15 protein-coding genes are annotated in these 13,274 nt (G+C 70.2%); 9 read left to right on the top strand and 6 right to left on the bottom strand.

Going from position 1 to position 13,274, the window contains the following annotated elements:
* The first annotated feature begins 8 nt into the window (after positions 1-8).
* Positions 9-404: a thioesterase family protein gene (locus tag Aco04nite_RS37525; RefSeq protein WP_213001984.1), complete on the top strand. Its 396-nt coding sequence runs from the start codon at positions 9-11 to the stop codon at positions 402-404.
* Between the two features lie 78 nt (positions 405-482).
* Here Aco04nite_RS37525 and Aco04nite_RS37520 read toward each other — a convergent pair whose 3' ends face one another.
* Positions 483-1,421: a carbohydrate kinase family protein gene (locus Aco04nite_RS37520; protein WP_213001983.1), complete on the bottom strand. Its 939-nt coding sequence runs from the start codon at positions 1,419-1,421 to the stop codon at positions 483-485.
* A gap of 106 nt (positions 1,422-1,527) precedes the next feature.
* Between Aco04nite_RS37520 and Aco04nite_RS37515 the strand changes: the two genes are divergently transcribed.
* Positions 1,528-2,193 carry a superoxide dismutase family protein gene (locus Aco04nite_RS37515; RefSeq protein ID WP_213001982.1) on the top strand — a complete coding sequence of 222 codons (666 nt, stop codon included), beginning with the start codon at positions 1,528-1,530 and terminating at the stop codon, positions 2,191-2,193.
* A gap of 90 nt (positions 2,194-2,283) precedes the next feature.
* Positions 2,284-3,756: an aminopeptidase P family protein gene (locus Aco04nite_RS37510; protein WP_213001981.1), complete on the top strand. Its 1,473-nt coding sequence runs from the start codon at positions 2,284-2,286 to the stop codon at positions 3,754-3,756.
* 416 nt (positions 3,757-4,172) lie between these two features.
* On the opposite strand, the gene Aco04nite_RS37505 is transcribed toward Aco04nite_RS37510, so the two are convergent.
* Positions 4,173-4,595 carry a nitroreductase family deazaflavin-dependent oxidoreductase gene (locus tag Aco04nite_RS37505; protein WP_213001980.1) on the bottom strand — a complete coding sequence of 141 codons (423 nt, stop codon included), beginning with the start codon at positions 4,593-4,595 and terminating at the stop codon, positions 4,173-4,175.
* 318 nt (positions 4,596-4,913) lie between these two features.
* Between Aco04nite_RS37505 and Aco04nite_RS37500 the strand changes: the two genes are divergently transcribed.
* Complete coding sequence (locus tag Aco04nite_RS37500) at positions 4,914-5,378, top strand: DUF6174 domain-containing protein (protein WP_213001979.1); 465 nt, start codon at positions 4,914-4,916, stop codon at positions 5,376-5,378.
* On the opposite strand, the gene Aco04nite_RS37495 is transcribed toward Aco04nite_RS37500, so the two are convergent.
* Positions 5,353-6,012, bottom strand: coding sequence for a TetR/AcrR family transcriptional regulator (locus tag Aco04nite_RS37495; RefSeq protein ID WP_213001978.1), 660 nt, complete (start codon positions 6,010-6,012; stop codon positions 5,353-5,355). The two genes, Aco04nite_RS37500 and Aco04nite_RS37495, sit on opposite strands and share 26 nt — an antisense overlap.
* A 110-nt stretch (positions 6,013-6,122) precedes the next feature.
* Here Aco04nite_RS37495 and Aco04nite_RS37490 point away from each other — a divergent pair, with 110 nt between their 5' ends.
* Positions 6,123-7,223 (top strand): glycosyltransferase, encoded by a 1,101-nt coding sequence (locus Aco04nite_RS37490; protein ID WP_213001977.1) that lies wholly within the window; start codon positions 6,123-6,125, stop codon positions 7,221-7,223.
* Positions 7,224-7,226: 3 nt separating this feature from the next.
* Here Aco04nite_RS37490 and Aco04nite_RS50300 read toward each other — a convergent pair whose 3' ends face one another.
* Positions 7,227-7,751 (bottom strand): TetR/AcrR family transcriptional regulator, encoded by a 525-nt coding sequence (locus Aco04nite_RS50300; protein WP_244876580.1) that lies wholly within the window; start codon positions 7,749-7,751, stop codon positions 7,227-7,229.
* 59 nt (positions 7,752-7,810) lie between these two features.
* On the opposite strand from Aco04nite_RS50300, the gene Aco04nite_RS37480 reads away from it, so the two are divergent.
* Positions 7,811-8,962, top strand: a complete 1,152-nt coding sequence (locus tag Aco04nite_RS37480) for an FAD-dependent monooxygenase (RefSeq protein ID WP_213001975.1) — start codon at positions 7,811-7,813, stop codon at positions 8,960-8,962.
* Positions 8,959-9,585, top strand: coding sequence for an HAD family hydrolase (locus Aco04nite_RS37475; RefSeq protein WP_213001974.1), 627 nt, complete (start codon positions 8,959-8,961; stop codon positions 9,583-9,585). Before Aco04nite_RS37480 ends, Aco04nite_RS37475 begins: the two co-directional genes overlap by 4 nt.
* On the opposite strand, the gene Aco04nite_RS37470 is transcribed toward Aco04nite_RS37475, so the two are convergent.
* Positions 9,582-10,250: a class I SAM-dependent DNA methyltransferase gene (locus Aco04nite_RS37470; protein WP_213001973.1), complete on the bottom strand. Its 669-nt coding sequence runs from the start codon at positions 10,248-10,250 to the stop codon at positions 9,582-9,584. The two genes, Aco04nite_RS37475 and Aco04nite_RS37470, sit on opposite strands and share 4 nt — an antisense overlap.
* Before the next feature lie 277 nt (positions 10,251-10,527).
* Here Aco04nite_RS37470 and Aco04nite_RS37465 point away from each other — a divergent pair, with 277 nt between their 5' ends.
* Together Aco04nite_RS37465 and Aco04nite_RS37460 are read left to right on the top strand one after the other, a co-directional pair.
* A complete protein-coding gene (locus Aco04nite_RS37465; RefSeq protein WP_213001972.1) occupies positions 10,528-12,168 on the top strand; it encodes an NAD(P)/FAD-dependent oxidoreductase in 1,641 nt (546 codons plus the stop codon).
* Between the two features lie 68 nt (positions 12,169-12,236).
* Positions 12,237-12,701, top strand: a complete 465-nt coding sequence (locus Aco04nite_RS37460) for a hypothetical protein (protein WP_213001971.1) — start codon at positions 12,237-12,239, stop codon at positions 12,699-12,701.
* On the opposite strand, the gene Aco04nite_RS37455 is transcribed toward Aco04nite_RS37460, so the two are convergent.
* Positions 12,655-13,167, bottom strand: coding sequence for a hypothetical protein (locus Aco04nite_RS37455; RefSeq protein ID WP_213001970.1), 513 nt, complete (start codon positions 13,165-13,167; stop codon positions 12,655-12,657). The genes Aco04nite_RS37460 and Aco04nite_RS37455 overlap by 47 nt on opposite strands.
* Between the last annotated feature and the right edge of the window lie 107 nt (positions 13,168-13,274).

Genomic DNA, 13,274 nt, shown 5'->3' with positions numbered 1-13,274 from the left:
GTCGGTGGATGGAGTTTCCCGAGTTCAAGCCCGGGCTCAGTGCCCGGGTGGAATTGACCGTCACCGACGCCGACACGGCCCAGTCGCTCGGCTCCGGCGACGTGCCCGTGCTCGCCACGCCGCGGGTGCTCGCGCTGGCCGAGACCGCGACGGTGGTGGTGACCTCCCGGCTGATCCCCGGCGGGCTGACCACGGTCGGCACCCGGGCCACGGTGGAGCATCTGCTGCCGACGCCGATCGGGCGCAAGGTCGTCGCGCAGGCCGTCCTCGCCAAGGTGGACGGCCGGCGGCTCTTCTTCGACGTGACCGTCCACGACGGTGCCACGCTGGTGGCCGAGGTGCGCGTCGAACGCGCCCTCCTCGACCGTCAGCGCTTCATCGAGAAAGCAATCAACATCCCGTAGCGCTTCACCGCGAGAGCGAGAAAGCAATCAACATCCGGTAGCGCTTCACCGCGAGAGCGAGGAAGCGAGGAACAGCCGCTAGCTCAGCGCGCCCCAGCGGGCGGTGAGCTCGTCGGTGGTCGGCATGGCGACCGCGCCGCCGGGGCGTTCGCAGACCAGGCCGGCCACGGCGAGGGCGAACGTGACGTAGCGCTGCCAGCCCGCCAGGTCGGCCGGGACGCCGTCGGCGAGCAGCCGGCTGACCAGCGCGGCCATCACCGAGTCGCCCGCGCCGGTGGCGTCGACCGCGGCCACCGTCGGCGCCGGGAGCATCGTCGTGCCCTCGGCGGTGGCGACGTAGGCACCCTTCGCGCCGCAGGTCACGACGACCGCGCGGGCGCCGAGCTTGAGGATGTGCGCCGCGGCGGTCGCGGGGGTCGCGCCGTCCCACAGGACCTCGGCGTCGGCGGAGCTCAGCTTCACCAGGTCGGCGGTGGCGAAGTACTCCTCGACGAGCTCGCGCAGGGCGATGATCGCGGCGACGTCGGGCAGCAGCTTCGGGCGTACGTTGGGATCGAAGACCTTCAGCGGGCCGGGCACCGACCAGGCCGCGCGGGCCGCCGCCTGGAAGGGCTCGCGCATCAGGCTGATCGAGCCGGCGTAGAGCACGGCCGCACCGGCCACCGACTGCTCGTCGACGTCGTCGGGGCCGACCAGCGCGTAGGACGGCGGCTCGCCGTAGAACTGGAACGTCGGCTCGGCGCCCTCGAACGTCGTCACCGCGAGCGTGGTCGGCACGGGGACGCGGATCGTGGAGTCGGTGCCGACCCCGGTCTCGCGCAGGAACGTCGCGATGCGGTCGGCGAGGGTGTCGCTGCCGAGCGAGCCCACGTAGCGGACGTCACCGCCGAGGCGGGTCACGCCGACCGCCACGTTGAGCGGGGCGCCGCCGATGGCCTGGCGGTAGATCAGCTCGCCGTCGCGTTCGGTTTCGAGGAGGTCGATCAGCGCCTCGCCGAGCACTACCGCGTACCCCATTGTTGATCCCCTCCCGGCCTCGCCGCCGGCCTCGCGCCCGCAGCGTCAGAAAGCTAGCACCCGCCCGATGCTCGTCCGTTATGAACTGGTTTGGCATTATTTGACCATGCCTCGTCTTGTCTTGCCCGCTCTCGCCCTCCTGGTCACATCGCTCGCCGGCTGCGGCACCCCGGGAAGTAGCAGCAGCACGCCCCCGACACTGCCCCCGGCCGGCACGCCGTGGATCGTCTCCAGCGGTCTTCCCGTCGCCACCACGTCCAGCTCCGCGTCCGCCGACCCGCAGGCCCCGATGACCGAGGGCACGGCGTCCGGCACGTTCCAGCCCGCGCCGCAGGGCGTCCAGGCGATCACCTACAACAAGGCGGTGGTCCCGGCAGGCGCGACGGCTCAGGTCACGATCGCCACCACCACCATGGGGGTACGGGTACGGCTCGCGGTCACCGGAATGCTCGCGCGGCGGGCGTACGGGGCGCATCTGCACACGATGACCTGCACATCCGTGCCCGACGACGCCGGACCGCACTACCAGCACCAGGCCGACCCCTCAAAACCGAGCGTCGATCCGGCGTACGCGAACCCGCGCAACGAGGTGTGGCTCGACTTCACCACCGACAGCAAGGGCGCCGCCACCGTCGCCGCGAACCAGGACTGGGCGTTCGACACGACCACGTCGCCTCGTTCGCTGATCGTGCATGCCGAGCTCACGCGTACCGAGGCGGGAAAGGCCGGCACGGCCGGACCGAGAGTGGCGTGCCTCACCCTGCACCCGTAGTTGATCTTCACCCGGGCATCCGGGCGCGATTTGTGTCGGCCCCAGGCGGTAACGTCATGGACGGCACGCGGACCGACGGGAGGGCCAACCATGGCCGAGCAGGCAGCAACACCGGCGTCAGCGCCGAAGACGGAGTCGCACGACCCCGACTTCCCGGAGGCGTTCCTGCAGTTCATGCGGGACGGATGGCGCGAGGACGCGCTCGAGGTCGTGACCCGGCCCGAGGCTCCCAACTACGCCAAACGCCGCGCCGCGCTCTCCGACGCGTTCCCGGGCGAGACGCTGATCATCCCGACCGGCAACGAGAAGGTGCGCGCCAACGACACCGACTACAACTTCCGGCCGGGCAGCGACTACGTCTACCTCACCGGTGACGCCGACCCCGACGGGGTGCTCGTGATGCGCCCGAGCGGCTCCGGCCACGACGCGGTGCTCTACACCCACGACCGCAACTCCAAGGACACCGACGGCTTCTTCCGCAGCCGCAACGGCGAGCTGTGGGTCGGCCGCCGGCACACCCTCGCCGAGCGCTCCACCGAGCTGGGCATCGACACCGCCCCCTACCAGCTGCTCGGCCAGGCGCTCGCCGACTCCGCGCCGGCCCGCACCCGGGTCCTGCGCGGCCTCGACCCCGCCGTCGACCGCACGGTCCTCGCCTACGAGGCCGACCCCACGGTCCGCCGTGACCGCGCCCTCGCCGCCGTGATCTCCGAGCTCAAACTCGTCAAGGACGAGTGGGAGATCGCCCAGCTCCAGGAGGCCATCGACGCCACGGTCCGCGGCTTCGAGGACGTCGCCCGCGTCCTGCCCGCCGACCGCGGCGTCAAGGAGCGCCTCCTCGAGGGCATCTTCGGCCTGCGCGCCCGCACCGACGGCAACGACGTCGGCTACGGCAGCATCGTCGGCGCCGGCGCCCACGCCACGATCCTGCACTGGGTCCGCAACACCGGCATCACCAAGCCCGGCGAGCTCCTCCTCATGGACATGGGCGTCGAGGCCCGCTCCTTCTACACCGCCGACGTCACCCGCACGATCCCGGTGAACGGCACCTTCACCCCCCTGCAACGCCAGGTCTACGACATCGTCCACGCCTCCCAGCAGGCCGGCATGGACGCCGTCAAACCCGGCGTCGCCTACCAGGACATCCACCTCACCTGCATGCGCGTCCTCGCCGAAGGCCTCCACGACCTCGGCCTCCTCCCGGTCAGCGTCGACGAAGCCATGTCCGAGGACTCCACGGTCTACCGCCGCTGGACCCTCCACGGCTTCGGCCACATGCTCGGCATCGACGTCCACGACTGCTCCGCCGCCCGCAAGGAGCTCTACCGCGACGGCACCCTCCAGGAGGGCTACGTCCTCACCGTCGAGCCCGGCCTCTACTTCCAGACCGAGGACGACCTGGTCCCCGAAGAGCTCCGCGGCATCGGCATCCGCATCGAGGACGACGTCCTCGTCACCGCCGACGGCCACCGCAACCTCTCGGCCGGCTTGCCCCGCTCCTCCTCCGACGTCGAGTCCTGGCTGACCTCCCAGCGCGAAGCCGGCCCCCGCCTCCCCGAGTAACCCGCTCCGCCACCGCCGCGGGCCGCTGGCCGCTCGGGGCCGCTGGCCGCTCGGGGCCGCTGGCCACTTGGGGCCGCTGGCCACTTGGGGCCGCTGGCCACTCAGGGCCGCCGGCCACTTGGGGCCGCCGGCCACTCAGGGCCGCCGGCCACTCAGGGCCGCCGGCCACTCAGGGCCGCCGGCCACTCAGGGCCGCCGGCCACTCAGGGCCGCCGGCCACTCAGGGCCGCCGGCCACTCAGGGCCGCCGGCCACTCAGGGCCGCCGGCCACTCAGGGCCGCCGGCCACTCAGGGCCGCCGGCCACTCAGGGCCGCCGGCCACTCAGGGCCGCCGGTCGCTCGGGGCCGCCGGTCGCTCGGGGCCGCCGGTCGCTCGGGGCCGCAGGCCGCAATCCCAGCCTGACCCTGGCCGGCGCCTATTGGCGGCGGATGACGATGAGCGGGATCTCGCGGGCGGTCCGGTTCTGGTAGTCGGCGTAGCCCGGCGCGACGGCGATCACCCGGTCCCACAGGTCGGCGCGGTCCTGGCCGCGCAGGATCTCGGCTGTCGCCGCGTAGGTGTCCGTGCCATTCTCCACCGTGAGCCGGGGGTCGGCGACGAGGTTGGTGTACCAGGACGGGTTCGCGGGGGCGCCGCCCGCTGACGCGACCACGACGTGGCGGCCGTCCACCGAGACCCAGCCCACGGGGCTGCTGCGGCGCCGGCCGGTGCGGGCTCCGGTGGTGGTCAGCAGGGCGAGGGTGGCGCCCTCGAACATGCCGCCCACCCGGCCGCCGTGGGCTCGGAACTCGTCGATGACGGGCTGGTTGAAATCCGTTGCTGTGGCGTCGCTTTCCACGGGCATTCCTTTGCCGTTGAATGGGCGCGCGAAGAGCTGGAATGCGGAAAAGCGCATGCCAAAGGAATCATTCGCGCAGTGAGAAAATGCAGATGCGAATCAACGGACCGCACTCAGGCAGCCAGGTTTTCGCAGGAAGAAGCAGGAACGGGTCAGCGCATCGCACGGCCGACGGTGAGACCTCTGGTCAGGTGATATCCATCTGATCGCCCCAGCGGTACGGCATGAGCCTGGGCCGGGTTGAGCGCAGCGGCGACTTGCGGGATCATGGCGGGCCGGTGACGACCGTGAGCGCGGTCGTCGAAGGGATGAGCGGGAGTGGCCGACGTGCGTACGGTGCCGGTGTTGTGCGGTGTGGTTCTGCTGGCTCTGGCCGCCGGATGTACGTCGTCCGCGGATGAGGGCAAGCCCGATGCCAGGCCCGCGGTGACTGCCGGGTCGCCGCCGCCGTGGACCGAGCCGGCCAACTACACCTACACCGTCGAGCGGAAGTGCGACGGCAAGGAGTCGCTCGGCGTCTACCGGGTGACGGTTGCCGGGGGTGAGGTGTCGAAGATCGACCGGACCGATGGCAGGACGGCCACCGGCGAGGAGGAGATCGAGCTGCCGACGCTGGGTGGGTTGGTCGAGCTGGCCCAGACCGCGGCCGATGACGGCGGCAAGATGACCACCAGCTCCGACCCTGCCGACGGGCACCCGGTGGTGATCGCTTTCGACGTCTCGGACGCGGGCGACAACGAGGACAACACCTGCTTCGTCATCTCGGAGTATTCGCTCGGTTAGGGTCCGCGGGACGGCTGAGCAACGCGGTGCCGAGGGTCTCGTTCAGCCAGGTCTCGGACTCGTCGAGCGACCAGCCGAGCTCGTCGGTCCGCAGGAAGTACGCCGTGTTGCTGAGGTGCAGCCACAGCAGGTCGGTGGCGTGTGGCACGTCCATGGTGTCCGGCAGTGCGCCGAGCTCCGCCAGCCGGCCCGCGGTCAGGTGCAGTGCGCCGCGGAGGCCTTCGTACGCGATCTCCTGAGTCTTGCGCACCCCCGGGTCCTGAGTCGCGGCCGCGGAGACCTGTCGCATCAGTTCCGACCATTGCGAGAAGCGCTCCCGGGTGGCGCGCACGATGAACCGGATGAGTTCCTCCGGGTCGGTGATCGAGCCGATGCTGTCGACTGCCCGTGCGTTGTCCTGGGTGGTGACGCCGTCCTCGATGAGCGTTCTCAGCAGGCCGCTCTTGCCTCCACCCACGGCGTGGACCCAGGCCACGGAGACCCGGGCCTCGCTCGCGATGTCCCCGACCTTCGTCTGGAAGTAGCCCCGCTCGGTGAACAGTGCCCGAGCGGCGTCGAGGATCGCCTGCCGGGTCAGCTCGGCGTTTTCCGCTCGCCGGCTCTTCGTAGCCGGCGCTGCCGGGTTCGACTCCACCTCGGCATCCTAACGAAGCCCCGGCTTCCTCGTGAAAGATTCACTAGACTGGTCTCTAGTTTGTGTACTACGGTCCACCGGTCATCGAAGAACCGGTCCTAGGAGTTGCCGTGCGCATCCTGTTCACCGCCGTGCCCGCGTTCGGTCACGTGCTGCCCCTGCTCCCGCTGGCCAAGGCGGCCCGGAGCGCCGGTCACGAGGTGGCCCTGCAGACCCATCCGTCGATGGGTGAGGCGGCGCCGTCGATCCCGCTCCTGCCCGCCGGCCCCAGCGTCGCGGAAACCCTCGCCGACGTCGCCCAGCGCACCAGCAGCGACCCGATGCAGGACATGCTGCGGTTCGCGGTGGAGTTCTTCGTCGAGACCAGGCTCACCAGCGGGGCTCAGGCCGCTCTGGCCACCGCCCGGGAGTTCCGTCCCGACCTGGCCGTCGCGGAGATGTCCGACTACCTCGGCCAGTTCGTAGCGGCGGCCCTCGGGGTCCCGTGGGTGGCGCACGGCGCGACGCTCCCGCTGATCGAGCCGCTGGCAGCTCAGTTCGACCTGCGCGCGATCGCCAAATTCGGCGAGCACGGCGTTACGCCCAGCGCCGCCCTGGCCTACGTCGACCCGTGGCCGGACAGCCTGATCCGGGCCGGCGACCGCTATCCGGCCCCGCGCGTCCCGATCCGCCCGGAACCTCACGAGGGCGAGGGGCCGGCCTGGACCCGGGCTCCGTTCCCCGGCCGGGAGGACCGCCCCACCGTCCTGCTCACCCTCGGCACCGTGGTCGACGATCCCGAGGTGCTGAGGCGTGCGGTCGCCGCGACCTGCGCTCTCGACGTGAACGTTCTGGTGGCGCCGCACACCACCGAGGACCTGGCGAACCCGGCGCAGGTCCAGGTCGCGGGCTTCGTTGCGATGCGTGACCTGCTGCGGTCCAGCGATCTGGTGGTCTCGGCCGCCGGAGCCGGCACGGTCCTGTCCACCCTCGCCGCGGGGCTGCCGATGGTGCTGCTACCCCTCGGGCTGGACAAGCCCGTCAATGCCGAGCGCGCCGCCGCGGCCGGCGCGGCGTACGTCGTCACCGATCCGGCCGGTATCAGCGACGCGGTTGCCAAGGTGCTGAACGACGGCGCTTTCCGCGCCGCGGCTCAGCGCATGGCCGACGAGATCAGGGCCATCGACAGCCCCGCCGCCGTACTCACAAAACTGATCGCCGGCCTGCGGTAACCCTCAGGGTTGCAGGGCGCGCAGGGCGGCGGCGATCGCCTGGGTGCGGATGCCGGTGAGCAGGTCGGGGTGGTCGGCGAAGAGGATGACCGTGTCCTGCAGGCCGCCGAGGGCGACCACGGCGCGCACCCGGTCGGCTGGTTCCGGGCCCGCGAGCAGGGTGTCGAGGCGGGTGCGCCAGCCGATGACGGCGTGGACCAGGTCGAGCTGGTTCATCACCTGGACGTCGCGCAGGAGCCCGAGGAACAGCCTGCGGTGGGTGTAGCAGAGGTCGAAGTAGGCCTCCAACGCACCGCGTGGCTCGGGTGGCAGCTCGTCCAGGAACGCGCCCACATCCTTGAGCAACGGCTCGAGCAGCGCGTTGAGCAGGTCTTTCTTCGACGCGAAGTGGTAGTAGAGCGCGGCCTTGGTGATGCCGAGGCGCTCCGCGATCTCCCGCAGGCTGGTCTGTTCGAAGCCGTTGTCCGAGAACAGCTCCAATGCCACCGCCTTGACCTCTTCGCGGGTGTCGGTGTTCAGGCGTGGCATGCCCCGAAGCATAGTCGACCCTTGACTACTTACCGGGCGGTCAGTAAGCATCTTCAACCATGACTACAGCGCTGATCTCCGGGGCGGGCGTCGCCGGCCCCGCGCTCGCCTACTGGCTGCACCGTTACGGCTTCGATGTGACGCTCGTCGAGAGCGCGCGCGGCATCCGCACCGGCGGCTATCCGATCGACGTCCGCGGTCCGGCCGTACAGGTCGCGGCATGGATGGGAGTCCTGCCCGAGCTGCGGGCCGCCCACATCGACACCCGCCGGATCTCGGTGGTCAACGCGACGGGCCGGACCGTCGCGTCGCTCAGCCCGGGAGAATTGGCCGCCGGCAACAGCAACGACGACATCGAGATCCCGCGCGGCCAGCTCGGCGAGATCCTCTACGGCCTGACCAGGAACCGCATCGAGTACGTTTTCGGCGACTCCGTAGCCACCCTGGACCAGCATCCCGGCGGCGTGGACGTCACGTTCGAGCACGGCGCGCCGCGGACCTTCGACCACGTGATCGGCGCCGACGGACTGCACTCCACCACGCGGCGCCTCGCGTTCGGGCCGAAGCGCGACTACCACCACTACCTCGGTTACTGCTTCGCCGGCTTCGAGGTCGCGAACACCGGCGGCCTCTCCCACGAGGCTCTGCTGCAGAACACGCCGGGCCGGCTCGCCGCCCTCTACGCGGTGGGTGACGCTCCGGAGAAGATCCATGCCCTGCTGGCGTACGCGACACCGGAGCCCACGCCGCGCGAAAGCGTGACAGCTCGCGTGCGGGAGGTCTTCGCAGGTCTCGGCGGTGAGACACCTCGCCTGCTCGACGCCCTGGAGCAGGCGGACGACCTCTACAGCGACACCGTCAGCCAGATCCGCATGCCCGCGTGGACCACCGGCCGGGTGTCCCTCCTCGGCGACGCCGCCTACGCCCCGTCGTTCCTGACCGGCCAGGGCACCACCCTCGCCCTGGTCGGCGCGTACCTCCTGGCCCAGAACCTCGGCGACAGCAACGCTTACGAGCAGGCGATGCGCGGCTACGTCACCCGGACCCAGACGCTCGGGCGCGGCCCCGCCATGATCGTGCCCCGCACCGGCACCGAGCTGTGGCTGCGCAACCAGGCGTTCCGCCTCATGCCGCTGCTCTCCCGTTTCCACCGCCGGAGCACCCCACCCGCCGGCATCACCCTCCCGGAGCCGGTGAAGATGGACGCATGACGCAACTGCGAGCGGTGATCTTCGACTGGCGGGGCACTCTGGTCACCACCCTGACGCCGCAGGAGTGGGCAGGGGCGGCAATGGAGCGGCTGCGAAGGCCGGCCCGGCCCATTCCCGCGCTGGAGGAAGAGCCGCCCGGCGACGACACCGACGCCGAAAGGCATCGCGCCGCCTACTACCGGTATTTCGCCGACGCCGGGCTCGATGACGACCTTGCCGACGCCCTGTACGCCGTGGAGTCCGACCCCGCTCACAACCACTTCGCCGTCGACGCGGTTCCGGTGCTGCGAGCCATCGCCGCACACGGGACAACGATCGCCGTGCTCAGCGACATCCACTTCGACATCCGGCCAGCGTTCACGGCGGCGGGGCTCGGCGATGTCGTGAACGCGTACATATTGTCGTTCGAGCATGGGGTGCAGAAGCCGGACCCGGCGATCTTCCGGCTGGCCCTGGACGCCCTCGGGACCGAGCCGGAGCAGACGCTGATGGTCGGGGACCGCGCGGGATGGGACGGCGCCGCCCTCGACCTGGGCATACCCACGCTGCTGCTCCCGCCGCTGACCGACCCCCGCCAGGAACGCCTCGCCCTGGCCGCCCGCCTGCTCGACGTAGAACTCTAAGAAGCGACAACAAAAAGCCGGTCCGGGGTACGCCGCCCGGCTCCCCCGCCGACCGCCACGTCCCGCAATCCGTTGTCCCGCAACAGCCCGGTCAGCGACTCGACCGTCCACGGCCGCATGGTGAAGTGGTATTCCGTGACGTCGCCGCCCATCGCGTAGGTCTCCCGCACCCGCAGCAGCCCGTTGTCCCACGTCGTGCGGCTGGTGAAACCGGCCCGCGTCCGAGGTTTCCCGTCGGCCCGCTCCCGGGACGCCCCCGCCTCCCGTACGTCGAGGAACAGCTTCCCGCCCGGGCGCAGCGACCGGGCCAGAGCAGCGATCGCCGCCGCCCGCTCACCGTCCGAGATCATGTCGTTGAGAACACCCCGGCACATCACCGCGTCATAGTCCGAAGCCGGCAACATACAAAGATCAATCATTTGGGTACGCGCGGACGGGCACCGCGCCGCCGCCTGTGCCAGCAACCGCGGTGCGGCATCCGCGAGCTCCACACGATGCCCGCGCGCGATCATCTCCGCGGCGTGCCGCCCCGTCCCGCAGCCGGCGTCCAGAATGGACGACGCGTGCGCCAACTGCGCATCCACCGCGTCGCACCAGGGCTTGACGGAGTCGTTGATGATGAGGTCGTAGGCCTCGGCGTGCAGGTCGTAGAAGGGCCGTTCCACGCACACTCGCGCCGAGGACGAAGGTGTGTCCATACCAGACCGTACGTCACAGATGTGCCACCAGCCGTTCCTGCTGCTCGACCGGATCATCCTGCTCGACCATCCGACCCGCGGCGCAGGCGAAGGCGGGCGTCGACTACTCGAGAGAGCTGAACGAACGGCGGCTGAACGAACGGCGTGCGTCATGACCAGAAGCGTGCTGTCGCAGGCCCTGCTGAGTCTCGCACCGGCTGCTCGGGCGTCGCCGCGCGGCCCGTACCGATATCAAGGAGAACTCATGGACATCCGTGTCGAGGTGACCGTCCTCGGGAGCGGCATCGGTGGCAGCACCGTCGCGGCGATCCTGGCCCGGCAGGGCGTGTCGGTCGCGCTCGTGGACGGCGCCAGGCATCCGCGGTTCGCGCTGGGCGAGTCGACCATCGGCGAGACGTCGTTCCTCATGCGACTGCTCGCGGCCCGCTACGACGTGCCGGAGCTCGCGCAGGTGTCGACGTCCGGGGGCATCCGGCAGCACGCCAGCCGCCGGTGCGGCATCAAGACCAACTTCGGCTTCGTCTACCACCGGCCGGACCAGGACCACGACCCGTACGAGGTGACGCAGTGCAGTGTCTCCGAGGGCCCGTTCGGCCCGGAGTCGCACCTGATGCGTGCCGACATCGACCAGTACCTCTTCAACGCCGCGGTGAGGTACGGAGCGGTGGCCCGCGAGGGCGTACGCGTCGCGAACGTCGACATCACCGCCGAGCACGCGATCGTCGAGCTGACCAACGGCGAGACCGTGCACAGCGACTACGTCATCGACGCGACCGGGCGCACGTCGGTGCTGGCCAACGCGTACGGCCTGCGCGAGGAGCCGTGCCGCTTCCTGACGGACTCGCGGACCATCTTCACGCACATGCGCGGGGTCCGCCCCTACGACAGCGTCGAGGAGTCGAGCGGGCAGCCCAACCTGTGGCACCAGGGCACCCTGCACCACCTGTTCGACGGCGGCTGGATGTGGGTCATCCCGTTCGACAACACCGATTCCAGCGAGTCCGACCTGGTCAGCGTCGGGCTCAACCTGGACACGAGCCGCTTCCCGAAACGCGACGGGGTCACCCCCGACCAGGAATGGGCCGAGTTCCTCGAGCGCTTCCCGGCGATCGGGCGCCAGTTCGCCGACGCGACCACGGCGTTCCCGTGGATCTCGACGGGCCGCACCCAGTTCTCGTCCTCGCGTACGGTCGGGGATCGGTGGGTCCTGATGAGCCACGCAGCCGGGGCGATCGACGCGCTCTTCAGCCGCGGCATGGCCAACACGTTGGCGGTCATCGAGGCGTTCGTGCCGACGTTCCTCGCCGCCCGCGCCGACGGCGATTTCTCCGCGGCCCGCTTCGAGTATCTCGACGTGCTCAACCAGAGCATCCTCGACAACAACGACAAGCTGATCGCCGGCTCGTACATCGCGTTCCAGGAATTCGATCTGTGGCGGGCCTGGTCGAAAATGTGGTATCTCGCCTGGAATCTGGGCGTCATCCGCGTCGCAGGCTCGTACTACCAGTATCTGGAGAAGAACGACCCGGCCGTGTTCGACCGGCTGCACCAGGGTCCGGTCCCGGGTTCGTTCTGCCCCGAGCTGCCCAGCGCCCAGGTCCAGTTCAACGCGTGCTTCGAGGTCATGCGCCGGGTCCAGCGCGGCGAGCTGACCCCGGCCGACGCGGTGCCGGAGCTGGCCCGGCTGCTCGGCGACGGCGAGGCCTCCCCGTCCCCGCTCAACCTGCACGACGTCCTGCGCCGCTGGCACGACGGCTCGATGGAAACCCAGAAACTCCTCTACGACTGGGGCCGCACCGCCGCCCCGCTACCCCTGCGCCCCTACTTCGACTACGACCGCGCCACGATCGCCAAGGCCGCCGCCGAGGTGCTCGCTGCCTCATGATGTAGGGGTTCTGTGCAGGTTGTGTGTGCGGGGCGCTCCTCGGGGCGCCCCGCACGTACGTTGCGATCATGAGAGCAATCCGCGCCTGGCTGGCAATTTTCATCATCGGGCTGGTGCTCAGCGGCGTGACGGCGTTCCCGCTCGTCGCCGAGGTCCGGCTGCTGGCGTGGCTGCTCGGGCCGACCGGGTTCATCGACCACGTTCGCGACGGCCTCGTGACGACCTCCGAGCATTACCCCTTCATCGCGTACGGAACGGACTGGCTGGCCTTTGCCCACCTGGTGATCGCGATCGCGTTCGTCGGGCCGTGGCGGGATCCCGTACGGAACGTCTGGGTGATCGAATGGGGGATGATCTGCTGCGTGGCGATCGTGCCGCTGGCGCTGATCGCCGGGCCGGTGCGGGGGCTGCCGTTCTGGTGGACGCTGATCGACATCTCGTTCGGTGTCTTCGGGATCGCGCCGCTGCTGTACGTGCGGCGGCTGATCAGGCGCCTGCCCACGGCAGTTTCTCCGCCAGTTGCGGCTCGGTGAAGACCAGCACCGACTCGTCGAGCCGGACGAACTTCCAGCCCGCCTCCTCGTCGTAGACCTCGCCGGCGAGCAGGAGCAGCGGCGTGCCGTCGACGGTCAGGTCGACCCGCGCCACCACCCCGGCCTCCACGAACGCCGCGACGTGCTCGATCGGGCCGACCGGGAGCTCCCGCAGCGCGCGGCGGCGGTAGATGCCGTTCCAGTTGCCGGTGCCCTCGCGGTGCTCCGGCTCGAGCTCGAGGCCCCACACGTCACCGGCCTGGTACGTGGCGATGACGAGGCGCGCGTCGTCATCGAACGTCAGCTCGACCATCAGCAGCTGCAGACAGGGCACCGCCGGATCGGTGAACTGCGGTCCGGCGCTGTTCCGCAACGCCATCTCGACACCCGACCAGGCGACCACACGCCTGCCCTGCAAACCACCGAATTCACGTACTTTGTCCTGGGCTGACTGCTGTTCACTCACGCCGCATTATTCCATCGCACGCGGCCGGAGATTCATTTATGGTCTCCGGCAGCGGTGGGCGGCTCCCCGCGGTGCTTCCTTCTCCACTCTCACTGGCAACTAGCGTC

This window comes from Winogradskya consettensis (genome assembly GCF_018332715.1).
In the GTDB taxonomy this organism is placed as follows: Bacteria; Actinomycetota; Actinomycetes; order Mycobacteriales; family Micromonosporaceae; genus Actinoplanes; species Actinoplanes consettensis.
The sequence above is the reverse complement of the archived record's forward strand: the minus strand, read 5'-3'. Positions and strand labels throughout refer to the sequence as shown.